We start from the raw sequence: 21,061 nt of genomic DNA on the forward strand, positions 1-21,061 counted from the left end.
TGCCGGAGTATATTCAGCAAAATAGGGGTGTCAAGCAAGCTGAATTGTTATAAATATTTACTTAATGACCATTAATAACAAAAATATAGATAATCTTTTTTATATTTTTGTTACATCTCATCTAATTTTCTGGACCTTGATTCCAACTCTTACAAATCACAATTTACCCTTAGATACAATTGAAGCTTTAGCTTGGGGTAGCAACTTAGATTGGGGTTTTAATAAACATCCTCCTATGAGTGCTTTTTTTCCAGAAGTTTTTTTTCAAATTTTTGGTTCACAGGATTGGGCTTATTACTTACTAAGCCAAGTTTTTGTAATTATTTCTTTTTATTATGTGTTTAAACTTTCTAACGAAATACTTAAGAACAAATTTCTTGGTTTAATTTCAGTTTTACTAATTGAAACGATTTATTTTTACAATTTTACTACACCGGAGTTCAACGTAAATGTATGCCAATTACCTTTTTGGTCTTTAACAGCATATTATTCTTGGAAAATTTATAGTGGAAAAAATATTCAGTTTTGGGATTGTTTTTTAATAGGTTTGTTTGGTGCAATTGGATTTTTATCAAAATATTTGTTTATTTACTTATTAGTATCTATCGCACTTTTATTTATTTATTTAATTTTTAAGAAAGAAAGAAAGTTTGAATTTAAATATTTAATTACAATAGAAGTATTTATAGTTGCTTTAGTTCCTCACTTAATTTGGCTTAATAACAATGAATTCATCACAATTACTTATGGACTTGCAAGAACTGGTTTGGAACAATCAAGTTTTATTGATCATATCAAATTTCCATTAATATTTTTAGGAAAACAAATTGGTATATTAATCCCATTTATAATTTTGACTTTGTTATTGATCAAAAAACTTAAATATAAAATTAATTTCAAAGATAAAAATTTATTATTTTTGTTAGCAATAAATATATTACCAATTGCTCTGATGTTTTTAACTTCTTCGATTACAGGATCAAAAATTAGAACAATGTGGATGACGCCATTTTATTTGTTTATTGGTACATTAGTTGTTTATTTATTCCAATCTCAAATAAATTTAAAAAAACTAAAACCCTTTATGGTTGGATTTTTGTTCTTTTTCTTTTTGTCACCTGTTCTATACGCTTATGTTTCGGTTTCAAAAGACGATAAGAGAACAGATTATCCAGGTAAAGAAATTGCCATGAAAACTCAATATGCTTGGGACCAACAATTTAGCTCTAAAATCAATGTTGTGCTTGGAGATGAGTGGAATGCTGGCAATTTATCTTATCACTTAAAATCTAGACCAGTTTGGGAAGGTATAGTTGAAAGAGAGAAGCTTGATCAATTGAAAGATTATATGTGTCTTGATAGTATCTGTGTTGGATCAAGATAATCTATGAAATATGTAATTTTAGTACCTATTTATAATGACCGCGAGTCTTTGAAGTTATTGATAGAAAATATTAATTACGAGATAAAAGATTTAAATTCTGAAATATCACTAGTGGTAATCAATGATGCCTCCTCACAACAAATCATTGATGAATATCCTAATATTGAAAATATTCAATCTATTGAAATCATCAATATGAAAGAAAACAGAGGTCATGCAAGATGCATTGCTTCAGGTTTGAAATATATCTATGACAAAAAGGAATTTGATTATGTCATTCCTATGGATGGAGATGGTGAGGATAGGCCTGAAGAAATTAAAAACTTTGTCGAATTATCAAAGGAAGCTGGAGACAGATCTATAGTTGGTGAAAGGGTTAAAAGATCAGAAAATATGATATTTAAGTTATGTTACCAATTTCACAAATTTTTAACTTTAGCATTTACTGGGCAATCAATTAAATTTGGTAATTTTACATGTCTTTCAAAAGCAACTGTAAAAAAAATGTTAGAGGAGAAATCTACCTGGAATAGTTTTTCAGGATCACTAAAGAAATTAGAAAAAGATTTAATCTCTTCTCCATCAATTAGGGGTAAAAGATATTTTGGCCCATCTCAAATGAGTTTTTTTAAATTATTAAAACATTCTCTTTCAATAATAAGTGTATTTAGAAAAACAGTTTTAATTCGTTCAGCTTTATTTATTATTTTTTATATTTTGTTAATCAAAAGTAATGCGTCAATTGTTACTTCATTACCCTTAGTTTTTTTATTAATAATGATTTATTCAATTTCTAGTTTAGCTTTAAGAGAAAATATTGAGGAATTTAATAATTCCTTAACAAACATCCTCGATATTGATAAGATAAAGTAATTTATTTATTATATTGATAATGAAAAACTTTTTTAGAAAAGTTGCATTTGGTTTAAAGCCTGATGAAAAAGAGCCATCAGATCCACTAGTTTGGGCTCAAAAACAAGTTGAAAAAATTCCTGAATTCAACTGGACTGGAAAACATATTTATTCCGAAAAGGAAATGAGAAAGTATTGGATCACCCAAAGAGTTGAGGAAAATACAACTTTAAGAAAAAAATATAAAAATGATCCAGAAGGACTTAGGCTAGCAGAACGTCAACTAAGATATGATACTGGAAAAGAATTTTGGCGAGCTAATGAAATTTGTATAAGACATTCTGAAGGGGTAAGAAGCAATAACCCTGTACTTGCTAAACTTTGGTATTTTTGGGGCAATCATTTTACGATTAGTGATACTCAAACATTAGCTTCTTTTTCCACTGGAGCTTATCAAAGAGAATTTTTAAGAGCCAACATGGACAAAACATTTGAAACTATGGCTATCCAAGCAACACTTGCTTGGCCAATGATCATGCACTTAGACAATAAAGATAACATAGGACCTAAGTCAGAAAGTGGTAAACAGGAATGGAGAAGAAAAGAAAAGAAACCAGCAACTATAAATGAAAACCACGCGAGAGAATTAATGGAGCTTCACACCATTTCTCCAGATGGGGGCTACACTCAAGAAGATGTTATAGAGTTAGCTAAAATAATGACTGGTTGGAGGCCAAAATGGACAAAGAAAAAAGATAATGGAAATGATGTTGGTTTCATATCTAAATATCACGAACCAGGAAAAAAAATTGTTCTAGGAAAAGAATATAAACGTGGGAGAAAAGGAATAGAGCTTGCAATTAAAGATTTAGTTAAACATCCCTCATGCAGAGAATTTATCGCTACAAAACTTTGTAGATATTTAATTACTGACAACCCGACACCTGAAATGATAGCACCTGTTGTTAAAGCATGGGAACAATCGGATGGATTTCTTCCTGAAGTACATAAAGCCGCAATTAAAGTTGCATTTGAATATAATGACAAATACAGAAAATTTCAAAATCCTGAAAACTGGTGGCTTACAACAATAAACATGTCAGGATCAACGTATTCTTATCCAACAAAAGAAAAAATGATTGACAGTCATAAATTAGGATTAAAACCATTTGGAGATATAAGGTGGCAAGGTTGGTTTTTAGAGGATTTAGGTTGTCATCCCTATAGACAAAAACAACCAAATGGATTCTCAGATTTTGAAAAGGACTGGATGTCAACTGAAATGATTATAAGAAGAATTATGTATGCTAAAAAAGCTTTCCATAAATATAATGTAAATGATCAGATAAGCGATGATATTCATGAAAAAATAGTTAGGAACAATTTTGATAACCCTGACAAAATATTAAAAATTTTATCTAAGGCAAAAACTAACGAAGAAAAACATATTTTATTATTTAACTTACCAGAGGTATTAAAAGCATGAAAATATCAAGAAGAAATTTTTTAAAAGGTACTGCAACTACATTATTTTTAGCTGGATTTAATTTTCCAGTGTTAGCTGCAGGATCAAGAAAAAAAAATCTGGTAGTTATTATGTTGAGAGGTGGTATGGATGGATTGACTGCCGTACCAGTAATAGGTGATAAAAATTTTGAGAAGAGAAGAAAAAAAATTTTAATTGAAAATCCTATTAAACTGGACTCTGATTTTGCTCTTCATCCTAAATTAAATGCTTTTTATAATTGTTGGAAAGACAATACTGGCTCCATTGTTCATGCAACCAGTATTCCGTATACAGCTCGATCTCATTTTGAGGGCCAAAACTTAATGGAGTCAGGTGGAAAAGTGCCTTATCAAGAAAAAACTGGCTGGCTTGGAAGAGCAATGAAAATAGCAAATTATAAAGGAGATGGTTTAGCATTATCTTTGCCTATGCCATTGTTATTGAGGGGAGTTCCTAAAAACAATAATTACTATCCTTCGGATGATCGCCTACCTAGAGAAGATACACTTGAATTGTTAAAATCAATTTATGCAGATAGTTCTGAAGAGGAACTATTGGATATGATGAATTTTATTAAAAAGAGAAAAAATGAAGAGATGATGGGAATGGGTTTTGGTAGTGGTAAAAGAAAGAATGGCAACCTATCAAAGCAGGCCGCTGAGTATTTAAAAAAACCAGATGGTCCTAGAGTAGCTGTATTCGAAGTAAATGGATTTGATACTCATGCTGCACAAGGAGGAATTAATGGTACTCATACTAAATGCTTACTTGAAATGGATGAAATAATTGAAAATCTCAAAGTTAATTTAAAAGATTCTTATAAAGACACATTAATCCTAACAGTTACTGAGTTTGGAAGAACGATTGCTCAGAATGGAGGAAATGGAACAGAACATGGGTATGGTACAGCTTTGTTTATGGCTGGTGGATTATTAAAGAAAAGCCAAGTTTATTCTGATTGGCCTGGGTTAAAGAGAAAAGAGCTTTATCAAGGTAGAGATTTAAATGCCACTATTGATGCAAGATCAGTATATGCATCCGCAATGTCTACAGTGTTTGATGTTGAGTTTGAAAGAATTCAAAAAGATGTCTTTTGGGGTGATAAATTAGACAACTTATCAGATAAGCTTTTTAAAGCATAATAAATTACTCTTAGATTTTTTTAATTAAAATGTATATAGGCACGCTCATGCCTGAAAAAAAATTAAATAATGAATTACTCGGTATCTTTTACATGGTTATTGCACAATTTTCGTTTGCTACCAACGATGCATTAGTCAAACATATTTATCAAAACTTTGATGAACTAGCGGTGTTAAATCAGATAATTTTCTTAAGAGGAATTTGTTGTCTAATATTTATAGGAATATTTTTAAGTATTAAAAACCAATTTAATTTAAAAATAATATTTTCTTCAAACAAACTAACTTTAAGAGGAATTTTAGAAGCTTTAGCTGCTGTTGGTTTTTTTATAGGAGTTGCAAAATTACCTTTTGCAATGGTTTATATTTTATTGAGTTTAGCTCCAATCATAATGACAACTTTTGGTGCGTTATTTTTAAATGAAAAAGTTAGATGGAAAAGATGGAGCGCAGTTATAATAGGTTTTACAGGTGTTGTAATAGTCATTAATCCAGCTGAATTAAAATTTGGTTATTACTTTATATTTCCACTTCTTTCTGCAATCTTTTTATCAATAAGAGATTTGGTAACTAAAAATATAAAAACAGGTCACAATAGTCTTCAAATAGCGTTTATTACTTGTTTGGTAGTTACAATATTTTTTGGAGTTCTATCTGTTTATAAATTTTATTCATTTAACTTAGAACAAAGTATTATATTAATTATTTCAGCTTTCTTTTTATCTTTTGGTTATATTTTCTCAGTACTAACAATTAAAGCTGCATTAGTTTCTGTTACATCAACTTTCAGGTACACAGCAATACTTTGGGGAATTTTATATGGATATTTCTTTTTCAACGAGACACCAGAATATAATACTTATCTAGGTGCTGTAATGATTATTATAAGTGGTCTTATAATTATAATGAGACAGAAGCAATTAGGTAAAATTAAATAAAAATTATCTGAAACTAATCCTTAAAACTTATCCACAGGCTATAATTTGAATTGAAATAGTATTTTATAAATTATAGCCTTTTGATTAATGAGAATTGAAGAAGAGCTTAAGCTAGATTACTCTGATGTGTTGTTCAGACCTAAGAGAAGCACATTAAAAAGTCGAAAAGACGTTAATCTTCTTAGAACTTACAGATTTAAATATAGTAAAAATGAGTGGTCAGGAATTCCTATTATGGCAGCCAACATGGATGGTGTTGGTGAATTAAGTATAGCTGAAAAATTGAATGATCATCAAATGATCACATGTTTAACAAAACAACATGATGTAAAAAAAATAAAACAAAATAAAAATATTAAAAAAATCTATCCAAACATTGCACTTAGTGTTGGTATTAAAAAAGAGGACTTTCAAAACTTAGATAAAGTTTTAAAGGAATTTAGTTTTTTTAAATTTATTTGTATTGATGTTGCAAATGGTTACTCAGAGCATTTCACAAGCTTTATCAAATCAGTAAGAGAAAAATACCCAACCAAAACTATTATTGCAGGAAATGTTGTAACTGCAGATATGACACAAGAACTAGTTTTAAGTGGTGCTGACATAGTAAAAGTTGGAATAGGACCTGGAAGTGTTTGTACAACAAGAATTCAAACAGGAGTAGGGTATCCACAATTAAGTGCTGTTATTGAATGTGCAGATGCAGCCCATGGTCTTGGTGCACATGTCATCGCTGATGGTGGATGCACATGTCCTGGTGATGTTGCAAAAGGTTTTGGAGGTGGTGCAGATTTTGTGATGTTAGGTGGAATGTTGGCAGGTCATGATGAAGGAAAAGGAAAAATAGTAAAAGTAAATGGATCAAAGTATATAGAATTCTATGGATCAAGCTCGGAAGTTGCTAACAAAAAACATTATGGTGGATTAGCAGATTATAGAAGTAGTGAAGGAAGAAAAGTTAGAGTTAAATATAGGGGCAAAATAAACGATACTGTTTTAAATATTCTTGGTGGTGTTAGAAGTAGCTGCACTTATGTAGGAGCACCATCATTAAAACAATTAAGTAAATGTACTACTTTTGTAAGAGTATCTAATCAATTTAATGATACTTTTGTTAAATAGAGTACATTTAAAAAAATGAAAAAAATATTTTTAATAATTACTCTCTTATTATTTTCAAAGAATGTATATGCAGAAAAATTTTTTGGAAAACTAGAAACTCCTTTAAGTCCAAAAATAACAAAAAAAGGTCAAATAACTAGTGAGTTATCAAAAGATTTTGTTTTTGAAGGAGAATATTCTGAAAAATTTACTTTAGGTCATGGAGACTGTGGTAGCGATGGATCATATGATGATTGCACAAATGACAGATCACGTGTTGAAAGAAAAATACTTCATAAGAAAGGTAAAGAAATGTATTATTCCTTTTCTATCTATGTTCCAGAGAATTTTAGTGCAGCAGGAGGAAATTCTATAGCACAATCTAAAATTAAAAAATTAAGACCACCTGTTTGGATGCTTAGATTTAAAGATGATTTTACAGTGTTAAAATTTGATGCTGGTCAAAAAAGTCAAAAGGGTTGTATTTTAGATAAGATTGAAAATCTAAAAGGTAAATGGACAAGTTTTGTAGTTTATGCAAACTATGGAAAGAAAGCTAATAAAGAATTTTCATATAAGGACAGAGAGTTTTTGGGAGGTTTATGGGTTGATGGAAAAAGAATTCTTCTTCCATGTGCTAATAAAATTCAATTACCTGAAAATAGATTAGTTCCAAAACAGGGTTTAAGCAGTTATTCAAAAAACGGTACAAACTTTAAGTATGGAATATACAATTCCTATGTAAGTAGATGGCTTTATAGAGAAAGTATTGCAAATGGATTTAAACCTGATGTCACAGAATGGTTAGACGAAGGTGCAATAGGAAAAGGAACTGCTGTTAAATCATACTCAAAAGATCCATGGAGTGTTGACTGGGGAATAGAATATCCAACTAAAGTTTTATATTTTGATGCTATTTCTATATCTAAAAAAAGACCTGAAGGATTAGATGATGATTATACTTTTACAAATTGTAAGTTTTTTAGATATTTAATGCAAAAATGTTAATAATTGAAAAAATTAAGCTCTAATCGTTGGTAAACAATAAAAATCAGCAGTATCTATTTTAGAAGAATATTGCCTTCTCATGTTCCATTTTTTATGAACTCCAGCACTTGCAACACTTAAGGTAGATCTTCCATATCGATGATTAGTATTATCAATTGATCTCATTAAGCTATTTATCTTTTCATCTTTTTCAGAAGTAAATAAATTTGTTTTATCACTTGCATTAGATAAACCCGTTAGCATCACACCTGCTTTTTGATAACGATAACCATTTTTAAAAATACTCTCCAATATTGAAACTGCAGTTTTAACTGTTTCAATACTGTTGTTTGTTGCAATAGGAAAATCAACTGTCTTTGCATTTGAATAATAACCAAAGTTTCTATGAAAAGGACTTGTTCTTACAAATACAGTGATTGCTTTTGCAACTAAAGATTCTGATCTAATTTTTTCAGATGCATTTAAGCAATAGTTTGCAACTGCTTCTTTTAATTCTTGAAACGTTTCAATTCTCTTTCCAAATGATCTTGAAACCACACAACTCTTTCTTTTGGTAGTAGTTGTTTCTAAATCAATACAAGGAATCCCTCTAAGTTCCATTGCTGTTCTTGAACTTAAAACATTGGAACTTTTCTTAATCCATGTATTAGATTTATTTTTAAGTTGCTTCGCATTATAAATTCCATGCTTTTGATAAAACTTTGTAAGTTGTCTTCCAACACCCCAGACATCATTGATTTCAACTTTTTCTAAAATAGGATCTAAATTATCTATTCCAATTAAACTTGTAACCCCTGATTGTTTTTTCTTTGCAATATGATTTGCAACTTTACTTAATGTTTTTGTTTTTGCGATCCCAATACTTGTTGGAATACCAGTCCACTGTAAAACAGTTTCTCTTATTTCTTTTCCAACTTTTTCTACATCCTGATCTTTAAAGTTTGATAAATCTAAAAACGCTTCATCAATGGAGTAAACTTCTATTTCAGAATTAAATCTTTTAAGGGTACGCATTACTCTTCTTGATAAATCTCCATACAAAGAATAGTTTGATGAAAAAACATTTACATTATTTTTAACAATAATATCTTTTGCTTTAAAATAAGGTTCACCCATTTTAATTCCTAAAGCTTTTGCTTCATTCGATCTTGAAATAATACAGCCATCATTATTAGATAAAACAACAACAGGTTTTTTTCTTATTTTAGGATTGAATAATCTTTCACAAGAAACATAAAAAGAATTACAATCAACGAGTGCTATTTTTTTAGTATACTGAGTGGATGACATAAGTAACTACTCCCCAAATAAAAACATCTTGCTCTTCATTAATTAAAATTCTGTCAGAAAACTCTTTAGAACCAGAGGTTAAAAATTTTTTATCTCTTTCTTGAACTAAAGTTTTAACTACAAGTTCATCATGAACATTTGCAATCACAGTTGAAAAGTTTTTTGGTTTTAAACTTTTATCAACGACCAACAAGTCTCCATCATTAATGCCAACATCAACCATAGATTTACCTTGAACTCTGATGATGAAAGTAGCTGGAACATTTCTTATTAAATGCATGTTCAGATCAATATCTTCTTCGATATAATCTGTTGCAGGAGAAGGAAAACCAGCGCCTGCTTTATGTAGATAATATGGGATTGTTAGTTTCATGTTCTTGTTTTGTTCTAATTTATAGACTATTTATGGAATACACTCAATAGGTTGTATTTTGAGTCTGTAACTGAATCAAAAGTGAATCAAAACGTGAACATCCAATCCACATATTGTGGACTTGTGGATAACTTCAACCATAGATAGTTTAAGTTGGTTATTTAAATATATAAATTCTGAGTTTAGTTATGAACATTTTAGATTTTGTCATGGTTGGTTCTAATGATCATCAAAAATCAGGTGACTTTTATGATGCTGTTTTTGAACCTTTAAAATTAAAAAGAATTTTAAAAACAGAAAAGTATTTGGGTTATGCTCATTCAAGTGATCCAGACAAAGTTCAATTTTATGTAACGCATCCTGTAAATGGAGAGCCTGCAACTTTTGGAAATGGTTCGCAAACAACTTTACTAGCTGACACAAAAGAAGCAGTGGATAAATTTTATGAAGTTGCAATTTCAAAAGGAGCAACAGATGAAGGTGGACCAGGGGTTAGAAAAGATGGAAATTACTATGCATACGTTCGTGATTTAGATGGAAATAAGATTGCAGCAAAAAGTATTTTAACTTAAATTAAGGAGATATATGAAACTAAGTTGTCATTGTGGATCTGTAGAAGCTGAAATTAATTCAACAGTTAATGAATTGGCAAAAATTGTCAGATGTAATTGTTCAATTTGCAAAAGAAAAAATGCAACAATGGGTATGGTCAAAAATGAAGATTTTAAACTTACAAAAGGTGAGGATAAAATAAAACTTTATCAATACCATTCAAAAATTGCTAAACATTATTTTTGTACTGAATGTGGAATTTACACTCATCACAATCCAAGAAGTAATCCTGCAATGACTGGATTTAATTTAGGTTGTGTTGATGAAGTTAAAGTTGAAGATATAAAAGAGATAGCTCAATTTGATGGTCTTAACCATCCAATGGATCAAGAAAAATAAAAGTTCAATGCAATCAACTGCTGAGTGTTTTAAAAAAGTTAAAAGTGATTGTCTAAAATTTATTAAATCACAAGAAACCTCAAAGGAAAAATTTAGCAACAAAGACAAGATGTTAAAATCTTTTTTAATTCCTGTATGTTTTTGGATTGCAAAAAAAGCGAATAATAAAAAACCTTATTTTGTTGGTTTAGCAGGAGGACAGGGCACTGGTAAAACAACTATAAGTTCAATTATAAAAATTATTTTAGAAAAATATTTTAAATTAAAAGTATTTAAAATTTCTATTGATGATTTCTATAAAACTAGAAAAGAAAGATCTATTTTATCTAATAAAGTCCATTCTATGTTAATGACAAGAGGAGTCCCAGGAACACATGATGTAAAAATTATGTTAGATTTCTTTAAAAAATCAAAAAGTAAAAACTTTAAATCAATAAAGTTACCAAGTTTTAATAAGGCAGTCGATGACCGGTCTCCTAAAAAAAATTGGTACAATATTAAAGAGCAGCCAGATGTAATTATATTTGAGGGTTGGTGTGTTGGTGCAAGAGCTGAAGTTAATAAAACACTTAAAAAGTCAATTAATTCTCTTGAAAGAACTAAAGATCAAAAACTTATTTGGAGAAAATATGTTAATGAGCAACTAAAGACAAAATACAAAAAACTATATTCTCAGTTAGATTGTCTGATTTATTTAAAAGCAAAAAATTTTAGTTTGCTTCAGAAATGGAGACTAAAACAAGAGCATAAGTTGTGGTTAAATACTAAAAATAAATCTAGTCACAAAATAATGAGCAAAGGAGATGTTATTAATTTTATGCAAACTTACCAAAGAATTACACAGAACATGTTTAAATTTGCACCAAAATATTCTACAATTATCTTAAATTTAAATAGCAACCATCAAATTAAGACAATAAAATATAATAAATGAAAAAATTTCTAATAATTATCTTTTGTGTAGTAGTTTTTCCATTAAGTGCATTTTCAGCAACTTTAAAGGAAGCGCTCAAACAAACTTTTGATAATAATCTTGAGCTTCAAGCAGAAAGAAAAAATTTAGAAATTCAACAAGAAGTAATTAACATGTCTAGAAGTGATTTATTACCTAGCTTAACTCTTTCTAGCACAAAAAATTTTGAGGATACCAATAAACTTACAAATCAAAGTGGAGGAGATGCTGCTATCACTGATACTGATATGATGACTTCTTCAATTAAACTTGAACAAACATTACTTGATGGTAGTGGAAGAAAAACAGAATATGAAAAAAGTAAGTTAGGATTAAATTTAACAGAAGCAAAATTAGTTAAAAAAGAACAAGAAGTATTCTTAAGAGCTATTGAGGCATACACAGGATTAATTTTAGCTTATGAAAAATTAAATATTAATGAAGAAAACGTAAACTTACTTCAAAGACAATTTGAATTAGATAATGCAAGATTAAGTCGAGGGCAAATAACAGCATCTGATTTAGCACAATCTCAGTCTTCTCTAGCTGGAGCACAAGCAAGATATATTGAAGCTCAAAATAATATAGTAACTAGTAGATTAAATTACGAAAATGTAATTGGAACTATTGCAGAAGAAGCAAAATTAAAAAAAATATATAATGCTCAAGAGACAATCCCTAAAAATCTAAGTGAAGCTAAAAAAATATCTTTGGAGAAAAGCCCAGAGTTAATTATTGCTGAAATAGAATACGGACAATCTGAGCTAGATGTAAAAATTGCAAGATCTGATCTTTCACCAACAGCAAAAATTTCTTTAGAAAGAACTTATACCGATGACTTAAGTGCAACTTATGATGAAAGAGAAAAAGACGTCTTACAAGCAACTGTTTCATGGCCTTTCCAATTTGGTGGAAAAAATAAATCTAATGTAAGCAAAAATCTTCAAGCTAAAGGTATGAAAAGATTGTTATTAGAGAATGCACAGAAAAATAATACGCAATCAGTGACCTCTTCTTGGTCAACTTTGCAATCTTCAAGAAGTTTTTTGCAAGCTGTACAATCACAAGTTAAAGCTTCAGAAGTAGCAACTGAAGGAATTAGCTTTGAATATGAAAGTGGATCTGGAAGATCTACTTTTGATGTTCTTCAATCTAGATCAAACTTAATTAATGCAAAAATTAATCTTGCTGAAGCTGAAAGAAGCTACTTGTTAGCTCAATATAGAGTTTTAAAATCAGTAGGACTTTTAAACAGCGACTATTTAAACCTTAAGTAATTCAGTCATTTTTACTCATAAAAAACAAAGATCTTGCCAATGAGAACAAAATGTGTACATTTAAATCATGATTCGACTGTTAAAAAACGTAAAAAAAGAGGCAAAAAATGACGAAAAGTAACCTAAAAGTAGTTAAATCTACTAAAGATCAAGAAATGGATATTAAAGAAAAGAACAAAGCACTAGATGCTGCAATAGCCCAAATTACAGATAATTTTGGAAAAGGATCTGTAATGAAGCTTGGCCAAAAAAGAGCTATGGATATTGAGTCTGTTTCAACAGGTTCTTTAAGTCTTGATTTAGCTTTAGGTATTGGCGGATTACCAAAAGGAAGAATTATCGAAGTTTATGGACCAGAATCATCTGGAAAAACAACATTAGCATTACAAGTTGTTGCTGAAGCTCAAAAAGCAGGTGGAATTTGTGCATTCGTTGATGCAGAGCATGCTTTAGATCCAGTTTATGCAAAAAAATTAGGTGTAAATACTGAAGAACTTTTAATTTCACAGCCAGATGCTGGTGAACAAGCATTAGAAATTGCTGATACGCTAGTAAAATCAGGCTCTATTTCAGTTATTGTAATCGACTCTGTTGCAGCTTTAACTCCAAAAGCTGAGATCGAGGGAGAGATGGGAGATCATCATGTTGGTCTTCAATCAAGATTAATGAGTCAGGCTTTAAGAAAATTAACAAGTTCAATTTCAAATACAAACACAATGATGATTTTCATTAACCAAATTAGAATGAAAATTGGAGTTATGTTTGGAAGTCCAGAAACTACATCAGGTGGTAATGCACTTAAGTTTTATTCATCTGTTAGAATGGATATTAGAAGAATAGGTGCCATCAAAGACAAAGATGAAATTATTGGTAACTCAACAAGAGTGAAGGTAGTTAAAAATAAAGTAGCTCCACCATTTAAAGTAGTTGAATTTGATTTGATGTACGGAAGAGGAATTAGCAAGATGGGTGAATTAGTCGATCTTGGTTCCAAAGCAGATATTATTGAAAAATCAGGAGCATGGTATGCTTATAAAGGAGAGAAGATTGGTCAAGGTAGAGAGAATGCTAAAACTTATCTAGCTCAAAATCCTAAAATTGCTGCAGAAATAGAAATGGCAATTAGGGAAAAAGCTGGTGTTATTTCTAAAAAAATAGAAGGAAACCCGATAGATCCTGAAAAATTGGAAAAAGAAAAGAAAGTAGCTGAAAAAGAAGAAGAAGCAAAAGCTGAAGCTACTCCTCCATCTAAAAAGAATTAATAGGTCATCTTTATTAATAAAAGGCGCTTAATATAAGCGCCTTTTTTCCCGTACTGCATCTAGACATAAAATAAAAAAGCTGTATTTTAAAAATATGGCAGACAAAAGTCTCAATGAAATTAGAAATACTTTCCTTAAGTATTTTGAAAAGAATGATCATCAGATTGTGGAGTCTAGTAATTTGGTTCCAAATAATGATCCAACATTGATGTTTGCTAACTCTGGAATGGTTCAATTTAAGAACGTGTTCACAGGTTTAGAAAAAAGAGATTATGTAAGAGCAACTACTTCACAAAAATGTGTAAGAGCAGGTGGAAAACATAATGATTTAGAAAATGTAGGTTACACACCTCGACACCACACTTTCTTTGAGATGCTAGGAAACTTCTCTTTTGGAGATTATTTTAAAGAGCAAGCAATTGATTATGCTTGGAATTTAATTACTAAAGATTTTGGAATAGATAAAAATAGACTTTATGTAACAGTGTTTCATGAGGACGATGAGGCCTTCAATTTTTGGAAGAAAATAGCAGGTTTTAGCGACGACAGAATAATTAGAATAGCAACTTCAGATAACTTTTGGTCAATGGGAGAAACAGGACCATGTGGACCTTGTTCAGAAATCTTTTTTGATCATGGTGATCATTTGCATGGTGGATTACCTGGTACCAAAGATGAAGATGGAGATAGATTTATTGAAATATGGAACTTAGTCTTCATGCAATTTGAACAAGTCACAAAAGATAAAAGAATAAATCTTCCAAAACCATCTGTTGATACAGGAATGGGTTTGGAGAGGATTGCTGCATTATTACAAGGCACTCATGATAATTATGAAACAGATCATTTTAAAAAAATAATTAATTCTGCATCAGATATAATTAAAATTAAATCAGATAAATCAAATCTATCAAGTTTTAGAGTTATTGCAGATCACTTAAGAGCAAGTTCATTTTTAATTGCTGAAGGAGTGTTGCCATCTAACGAAGGAAGAGGGTATGTGCTTCGAAGAATCATGAGAAGAGGTATGAGACACTCTCATTTGTTAGGAGCTAAGGATCCAGTATTTTCAAAATTGTTTGATACATTGTTAAATGAAATGTCAGGAAATTATCCTGAACTTAAAAGAGCAGAGTCCTTAATTAAAGAAACTTTAAAGATGGAAGAAGAAAAATTTTTAGTTCTTTTAGATAGAGGAATTAAAATTTTAAATGATGAAATTTCTAAAATAGATAAAGTTTTACCTGGTGACATTGCCTTTAAACTTTATGAAACTTATGGATTTCCAATTGACCTTACAGAAGATATTTTAAAATCAAAATCTTTAGAATTTGATAAAGAAAGATTCGGTGAGCTGATGAGAGAAAGTATTGAGCTTGCAAGAAAAAATTGGAAAGGATCTGGAGATAGTGCAGTTGAGCAAGTTTGGTATGGAGTTAAAGAAAAACATGGAGCAACAGAATTTTTAGGATATGAAAATGATCAAGCACAAGGAGTAATAAAATCACTTCTCAAAAATCATAAAGAGGTTGATACTTTAAATGCTGGTGATGAAGGTATTATTGTTGTTAACCAAACACCATTTTATGCTGAATCTGGAGGTCAAGTAGGAGATACAGGATTGATCTCTAAAGATGAATTTGAATTTGAAGTAACTGATGTTCAAAAAAAACTAGGAGATTTATTTGTTCATTATGGAAAAGTGAAAAAAGGATCAATAAAGCTTGAGCAAGATGTTGAAATGAAAATCAATATTGAGAAAAGAAATGATACAAGAGCTTATCATTCAGCAACTCATTTATTACACGAGTCTTTGAGAAGAGTTTTAGGTCCACATGTTACTCAAAAAGGATCTCTTGTTGAGCCAGAAAGATTAAGATTTGATTTTAGTCACATGAAACCTATTTCAGATGATGAAATGGTTAAAATCGAAAGTCACGTGAATGATATGATTTCTAAACAATCAGTTGTAACTACAAGAATTATGACACCAAAGGAAGCAGTTGATAACGGAGCTTTAGCACTATTTGGTGAGAAATATGGAGATGAAGTAAGAGTGTTATCGATGGGGGATGAAGGAGAAAAATATTTTTCAACTGAATTATGCGGTGGAACCCATGTAAAAAACACTGGTGATATTGGTAAATTTAAGATTATTAGCCAATCCTCAATAGCTGCAGGAGTTAGAAGAGTAGAGGCTTTAAGAGATAAACAACTAGAGGACTATCTAAAAAATAAAGAAAAAATGTTAAACTTATCATCTGAAAAAGATGATGAACAAATTAATGAGCTGAGCAGGCAAATTTCTGGTTTTGGTGGAAAACCTAATTTAGATGAAAGTGATAAAAAAGTATTAATCAAAAATTTAAATAAACAATTAGAAACTTTATCAGTTAATTCAATTTTACAAGACCAATCTAAAAATAAAGTTAATGATCTAGATGTTAACGGGGTAAAAGTAAGATTTCAAAACGTTGAAGATCTTCCGCCTAAAGAATTAAGAAAACTTGTAGACAAAGGTAAAAAAGAATTGGGCGAAGGTATTGTAATTGTTTTTGCAAGCAAAGATGACAAAGTTGGCATTGCCGTAGGTGTCACAGAAAAACTAACTGAAAAATTTGATGCAGTACAATTTGTAAAAGCAGGTTCAGAAGTAATCGGAGGCAAAGGTGGTGGTGGAAGAAAAGACTTTGCTCAAGCTGGTGGTCAAGACCAATCGAAAATCAATGATGCTTTTGAAAAAATTAAATCTTTAATTTAATTTCTTTTTAAGATTGCCATCAATTTCATCTAAAAATTGATTAGTAGTTAAAAACTTACTGTTAGGTCCAACAAGAATTGCTAAATCTTTTGTCATAGAACCATTTTCAACACACTCAATACATACCGCTTCCAATGTTTGAGCAAATTTAATTAATTCTTGGTTGTTATCTAATTTTCCTCTGTGAGCCAATCCTCTTGTCCATGCAAATATGGATGCAATAGGATTTGTCGAAGTTTCTTTTCCTTGTTGATGCATTCTATAGTGTCTAGTAACAGTTCCATGTGCAGCTTCAGCTTCCATCACTTTTCCATCAGGAGTTAACAGAGTACTTGTCATTAATCCTAGTGATCCATAACCTTGAGCCATAGTATCAGACTGGACATCACCATCATAATTTTTGCAAGCCCAAATATATTTTCCACTCCATTTCATAGCACATGCGACCATGTCATCAATTAATCTGTGTTCGTAAGTTAATTTATGTTTTTCAAATTCTTCTTTGTATTCGTTGTCAAAAACTTCTTGGAAAATATCTTTAAATCTTCCATCGTATTGTTTTAAAATTGTATTTTTTGTAGACATATAGACTGGCCACTTTTTAATTAATCCATAGCTAAAGCATGATCTTGCAAAGTCTTGAATAGATTTGTCTAAATTATACATTGATAGTGCTACACCAGGACCAGTGAAATTAAATACCTCATATTTTATTTCATCTTTTCCATCTTCTGACGTCCACTTAACTTCCATTTTACCTTTTCCAGGCACTTTAAAATCAGTTGCTCTATATTGATCACCAAAAGCATGTCTTCCAATAATTACAGGATCTGTCCACGAAGGAACTAACTTTGGAATATTTTTACAAATTATTGGTTCTCTGAAAACTGTGCCTCCAATAATGTTTCTTATTGTTCCATTTGGAGATCTCCACATTTTTTTTAAATCAAATTCTTCTACTCTTGCTTCGTCTGGTGTGATTGTTGCGCATTTAATTCCAACACCTATTTTTTTTATAGCATTTGCTGAATCTATTGTGATCTGGTCATCAGTATTATCTCTGCTTTTCATTCCTAGATCGAAATACTCGATGCCAAGATCTATATATGGAAGGATTAATTTGTTTTTAATAAACTCCCAAATAATTCGAGTCATTTCATCGCCATCTAACTCGACAACTGGGTTATTTACCTTGATTTTGCTCATTAAATTAAATTTATCTTATTAATTGAATTTGATTGGTTTATATACATATTAATCGAAAATTAGCAAATAGAAGAATATGTTTACCAAGATATTTCCAAAGATACACACAGAGGGTTATAAGTTTATTGTAATCGCAGGCTTCATCACAATCATCTTACTATTATTAAACGGATTTTTAGGATTAATTGGATTGCTATTAACTATATGGGTTTATTATTTCTTTAGAGATCCTGAAAGATCGATCATTGGAGATGATAATTATCTGGTAAGCCCAGCTGATGGAGAGATAATTAAAGTTGAAGAGGTAGATGGACCAAAAGAATTAAATTTAGAAAATAAGAAATTTAAGAAAATTAGTGTCTTCATGAATGTATTTGATTGTCATGTAAATAGAACCCCTTGTTCGGGTAAAGTTGAAGATATTTTATACAAGCCAGGTAAATTTTTAAATGCTTCACTCGATAAGGCGAGCGAAGATAACGAGAGGAATTACTATAAGTTAAAAGATAATCATGGAAATGATATTGTCATAGTTCAAATAGCAGGTTTGGTTGCAAGAAGAATTGTTTGCGAGACAAATAAGGATCAAACATTAAACCAAGGTGATCGAATTGGAATGATAAGATTTGGAAGTAGAGCAGATGTTTATTATGAAAATTATGAGCCATTGGTTAAAATTGGTCAAACTGCTATTTCAGGGGAAACTCTATTAGCCAAAAGATAGATATGCAACAACCTAAAAAAAATTTTAAAATAGTTCCTGAAAAAAGGAGTGCTAGAGTAATTTTACCTAATATGCTTACACTTATAGGTGTTTGTATTGGTCTTACTTCTATAAGATTTGCTTTAGATGAAAGATATGAGTTTGCAATCATTGCAATAATTATTGCAGCTGTAATTGATGGACTAGATGGAAGAATAGCAAGATTAATCAAAGGTACATCAAAAGTTGGAAAGGAATTAGATTCTTTGACTGACATGATTAGCTTTGGGGTTGCTCCTGCTTTTATAATGTACTTTTGGAAATTAAATGAACTTGGAAGGTTTGGATGGCTAGTTTGTTTAATATATGTAATTTGTGTTGCATTAAGATTGGCACGTTTCAATGTAAATACAGGAGGCGAACCATCTTGGAGAGATAATTTTTTTGAAGGTGTTCCTTCTCCAGCTGGTGGAATTTTAGTATTAACACCACTTATATTTAGTATGTCTAGTATTGAAGTGTTTAAAGTAGATTATACAATTATTGTGCCGATATTTTTTATTGTCACTTCTTTTTTATTGATTAGTAAATTTCCAAGCTATTCATTTAAAAAAATTGTAATTCAAAGAAAGGCAACAATTTTCTTATTATTTGGAATTGTTCTATTCTTTGGATTATTGTTAATTTATCCTTTTAATGTAATTTCATTAAGTGCTTTAATTTATTTAACTATGCTTCCAATAAGCTTTTTTCATTATCAAAAACTTAAAAAACAAAACGAAGGTCAGAATTATGACGATGAAGATGATGATCTTGAAGATGTATTGTAATGAAAAAAAATACCATTGTTTCTTTAGCAGACTCTAATTATTTCCCTTTATTGGATGAATTAATAGACTCTATCAAACAGTTCGAAGCTAGCAAAGATACTGCAATATGTGTTTTGGATGCTGGATTATCAGAAGAACAAAAAAATAAATTATTACCTAAAGTAGATGAGATTAAATCTGCAGAGTGGGATATAAAAGTTCCTGAAAGTAAAATTAAAGGAAGAGAATGGTTAAAAAGCCAAGTTTCAAGAGCATTTCTACCAAAATATTTTCCTAATTATGAAAAATATCTTTGGATTGATTGTGATGCTTGGGTCAATGATTGGCAAACAATAGAATTATATTTCAAAGCCTGTGATGATAACAAATTGGGAATAACCCAAACTATTGGACCAGGTTATAAAATTACCTCAAAAGTAAATTGGGTTTTTGGAAAACTCGCAATAATTAAATCTCAAAATTTTAAACATGCAGTAAAATCTAAAATTAATATGGACAAAGCTAGGAAATTAGCTTTTGCACCTCATATAAATATAGGTGTCTTTTCTCTAGAAAAATATTCTAAATCTTGGGAAATTTGGCAAAATAATCTCAGAGAAACTTTAAAAGGCGGAGATATTTTTGGCTCCGAACAACTTGCAATGAACATTTCGGTTTATCATGATAATATTGAAACTGAATTTTTACCTTTAAATTGTAACTGGATAACAAGCAATCTTTTACCAAAATTTGATCAGGTAAATAATACATTTGTTGAACCTTATTTACCTAATTACAAAATTGGAATAATGCATCTTGCTGCTGGCATATGGAAAAACAATCAAGATATGAGAGTAAATAAAGATGTCAAAATAGAAATCCAAACTCTTGATGGTAAGATATTAAATAAAAGCTTAAGATTTGAAAATTAATTGAAAAAAAATAAAATTTCAAAAAATTGGGTTAACAAACAGCGAAGAGATACATACGTTAGACAATCAAAAGTTGATGGTTATAGAGCAAGATCTGCCTACAAACTTATAGAAATTGACGAAAAATTTAAAATTTTTAAAGGTGGATTAACTGTTATTGATATTGGAGCTGCTCCTGGAAGCTGGTCCCAATATGCAAATAAAGTATCTAAGAATGGGAAATTAATTTCAATTGATTTGAAAAAGATGGAGCCAATTGGATCAAGTCTTCAAATACAAGGTGATTTCACAGAAGAAGGAGTTCAGCAAGAGATAAAAAAAAACACAACCTCTAAAGTAGATGTTGTGATGTCAGACATGGCTGTAAATACAACAGGAATCAAAAATATTGATTCAATTCAAACAGGAGAACTTTGTAAAGAAGCAATGGTATTTGCAAAAGATTTATTAAATGAAAATGGTTACTTTGTTTCTAAAATCTTTATGGGGGGAACTTTCAACGAAATAGTCGCAGAAGGTAAAAAATATTTTAAAGAAGTTAAGGTTTTTAAACCTAAATCGAGTAGAAAAGATTCAAAAGAAAGTTTTATAATTTGTAAAAAACTTAGATAGA

The 21,061-nt window shown here is 30.2% G+C and carries 20 protein-coding genes; 17 read left to right on the plus strand and 3 right to left on the minus strand.

Features of this window, described 5'->3' with window-relative positions:
* Nucleotides 1–64: 64 nt before the first annotated feature.
* The 7 genes from ACTTAW_RS02900 to ACTTAW_RS02930 all read left to right on the plus strand — a co-directional run bounded on the left by ACTTAW_RS02900 (nucleotide 65) and on the right by ACTTAW_RS02930 (nucleotide 7,932).
* The gene (locus ACTTAW_RS02900; RefSeq protein WP_440651061.1) at nucleotides 65–1,384 is read left to right on the plus strand and encodes a glycosyltransferase family 39 protein; all 1,320 of its coding nucleotides are present in this window, start codon (nucleotides 65–67) and stop codon (nucleotides 1,382–1,384) included.
* A gap of 3 nt (nucleotides 1,385–1,387) precedes the next feature.
* Nucleotides 1,388–2,257: a glycosyltransferase gene (locus ACTTAW_RS02905; RefSeq protein ID WP_440651062.1), complete on the plus strand. Its 870-nt coding sequence runs from the start codon at nucleotides 1,388–1,390 to the stop codon at nucleotides 2,255–2,257.
* Between the two features lie 19 nt (nucleotides 2,258–2,276).
* Complete coding sequence (locus ACTTAW_RS02910; RefSeq protein WP_440651063.1) at nucleotides 2,277–3,722, plus strand: DUF1800 family protein; 1,446 nt, start codon at nucleotides 2,277–2,279, stop codon at nucleotides 3,720–3,722.
* Nucleotides 3,719–4,885 carry a DUF1501 domain-containing protein gene (locus ACTTAW_RS02915; RefSeq protein WP_440651064.1) on the plus strand — a complete coding sequence of 389 codons (1,167 nt, stop codon included), beginning with the start codon at nucleotides 3,719–3,721 and terminating at the stop codon, nucleotides 4,883–4,885. Before ACTTAW_RS02910 ends, ACTTAW_RS02915 begins: the two co-directional genes overlap by 4 nt.
* 47 nt (nucleotides 4,886–4,932) lie before the next feature.
* Nucleotides 4,933–5,823, plus strand: a complete 891-nt coding sequence (locus ACTTAW_RS02920) for a DMT family transporter (RefSeq protein WP_440651065.1) — start codon at nucleotides 4,933–4,935, stop codon at nucleotides 5,821–5,823.
* A gap of 87 nt (nucleotides 5,824–5,910) precedes the next feature.
* Nucleotides 5,911–6,945 (plus strand): GMP reductase, encoded by a 1,035-nt coding sequence (locus tag ACTTAW_RS02925; protein ID WP_440651066.1) that lies wholly within the window; start codon nucleotides 5,911–5,913, stop codon nucleotides 6,943–6,945.
* 15 nt (nucleotides 6,946–6,960) lie between these two features.
* Nucleotides 6,961–7,932: a heparin lyase I family protein gene (locus ACTTAW_RS02930; protein WP_440651067.1), complete on the plus strand. Its 972-nt coding sequence runs from the start codon at nucleotides 6,961–6,963 to the stop codon at nucleotides 7,930–7,932.
* A 12-nt stretch (nucleotides 7,933–7,944) separates the two neighbouring features.
* Here the strand turns inward: ACTTAW_RS02930 and ACTTAW_RS02935 are convergent, their stop codons facing one another.
* Nucleotides 7,945–9,222, minus strand: a complete 1,278-nt coding sequence (locus tag ACTTAW_RS02935; RefSeq protein WP_440618756.1) for a Y-family DNA polymerase — start codon at nucleotides 9,220–9,222, stop codon at nucleotides 7,945–7,947.
* Nucleotides 9,200–9,595: a LexA family protein gene (locus ACTTAW_RS02940; RefSeq protein ID WP_075506508.1), complete on the minus strand. Its 396-nt coding sequence runs from the start codon at nucleotides 9,593–9,595 to the stop codon at nucleotides 9,200–9,202. The genes ACTTAW_RS02935 and ACTTAW_RS02940 overlap by 23 nt, the downstream gene beginning before the upstream one ends.
* Before the next feature lie 188 nt (nucleotides 9,596–9,783).
* Between ACTTAW_RS02940 and ACTTAW_RS02945 the strand changes: the two genes are divergently transcribed.
* The 6 genes from ACTTAW_RS02945 to alaS all read left to right on the plus strand — a co-directional run bounded on the left by ACTTAW_RS02945 (nucleotide 9,784) and on the right by alaS (nucleotide 16,798).
* Nucleotides 9,784–10,167, plus strand: a complete 384-nt coding sequence (locus ACTTAW_RS02945; protein WP_440651068.1) for a VOC family protein — start codon at nucleotides 9,784–9,786, stop codon at nucleotides 10,165–10,167.
* A 13-nt stretch (nucleotides 10,168–10,180) separates the two neighbouring features.
* Nucleotides 10,181–10,546, plus strand: coding sequence for a GFA family protein (locus ACTTAW_RS02950; protein WP_440651069.1), 366 nt, complete (start codon nucleotides 10,181–10,183; stop codon nucleotides 10,544–10,546).
* On the plus strand, nucleotides 10,512–11,480 hold the full coding sequence (locus ACTTAW_RS02955) for a uridine kinase (RefSeq protein WP_440651070.1): 969 nt from the start codon (nucleotides 10,512–10,514) through the stop codon (nucleotides 11,478–11,480). Before ACTTAW_RS02950 ends, ACTTAW_RS02955 begins: the two co-directional genes overlap by 35 nt.
* On the plus strand, nucleotides 11,477–12,775 hold the full coding sequence (locus tag ACTTAW_RS02960; protein WP_440651071.1) for a TolC family protein: 1,299 nt from the start codon (nucleotides 11,477–11,479) through the stop codon (nucleotides 12,773–12,775). The genes ACTTAW_RS02955 and ACTTAW_RS02960 overlap by 4 nt, the downstream gene beginning before the upstream one ends.
* A 107-nt stretch (nucleotides 12,776–12,882) precedes the next feature.
* Nucleotides 12,883–14,037, plus strand: coding sequence for a recombinase RecA (gene recA / locus ACTTAW_RS02965; protein ID WP_440651072.1), 1,155 nt, complete (start codon nucleotides 12,883–12,885; stop codon nucleotides 14,035–14,037).
* A 94-nt stretch (nucleotides 14,038–14,131) separates the two neighbouring features.
* Nucleotides 14,132–16,798, plus strand: coding sequence for an alanine--tRNA ligase (gene alaS, locus ACTTAW_RS02970; protein WP_440651073.1), 2,667 nt, complete (start codon nucleotides 14,132–14,134; stop codon nucleotides 16,796–16,798).
* Here the strand turns inward: alaS and ACTTAW_RS02975 are convergent.
* Nucleotides 16,790–18,004: an NADP-dependent isocitrate dehydrogenase gene (locus ACTTAW_RS02975; RefSeq protein WP_440651074.1), complete on the minus strand. Its 1,215-nt coding sequence runs from the start codon at nucleotides 18,002–18,004 to the stop codon at nucleotides 16,790–16,792. The genes alaS and ACTTAW_RS02975 overlap by 9 nt on opposite strands.
* A gap of 76 nt (nucleotides 18,005–18,080) precedes the next feature.
* Between ACTTAW_RS02975 and ACTTAW_RS02980 the strand changes: the two genes are divergently transcribed.
* From ACTTAW_RS02980 to ACTTAW_RS02995, 4 genes are read left to right on the plus strand one after another with little or no spacing between them, the layout of a single operon-like run.
* Complete coding sequence (locus tag ACTTAW_RS02980; protein ID WP_440651075.1) at nucleotides 18,081–18,728, plus strand: phosphatidylserine decarboxylase; 648 nt, start codon at nucleotides 18,081–18,083, stop codon at nucleotides 18,726–18,728.
* A 2-nt stretch (nucleotides 18,729–18,730) separates the two neighbouring features.
* Nucleotides 18,731–19,537: a CDP-diacylglycerol--serine O-phosphatidyltransferase gene (gene pssA / locus ACTTAW_RS02985; RefSeq protein WP_440651076.1), complete on the plus strand. Its 807-nt coding sequence runs from the start codon at nucleotides 18,731–18,733 to the stop codon at nucleotides 19,535–19,537.
* On the plus strand, nucleotides 19,537–20,448 hold the full coding sequence (locus tag ACTTAW_RS02990) for a glycosyltransferase (protein WP_440651077.1): 912 nt from the start codon (nucleotides 19,537–19,539) through the stop codon (nucleotides 20,446–20,448). The genes pssA and ACTTAW_RS02990 overlap by 1 nt, the downstream gene beginning before the upstream one ends.
* Complete coding sequence (locus tag ACTTAW_RS02995; protein ID WP_262589627.1) at nucleotides 20,449–21,060, plus strand: RlmE family RNA methyltransferase; 612 nt, start codon at nucleotides 20,449–20,451, stop codon at nucleotides 21,058–21,060. It abuts the gene before it with no gap.
* Nucleotide 21,061: the final 1 nt, after the last annotated feature.

This window comes from Candidatus Pelagibacter sp. HIMB1495, assembly GCF_052047955.1.
In the GTDB taxonomy this organism is placed as follows: domain Bacteria; phylum Pseudomonadota; class Alphaproteobacteria; order Pelagibacterales; family Pelagibacteraceae; genus Pelagibacter.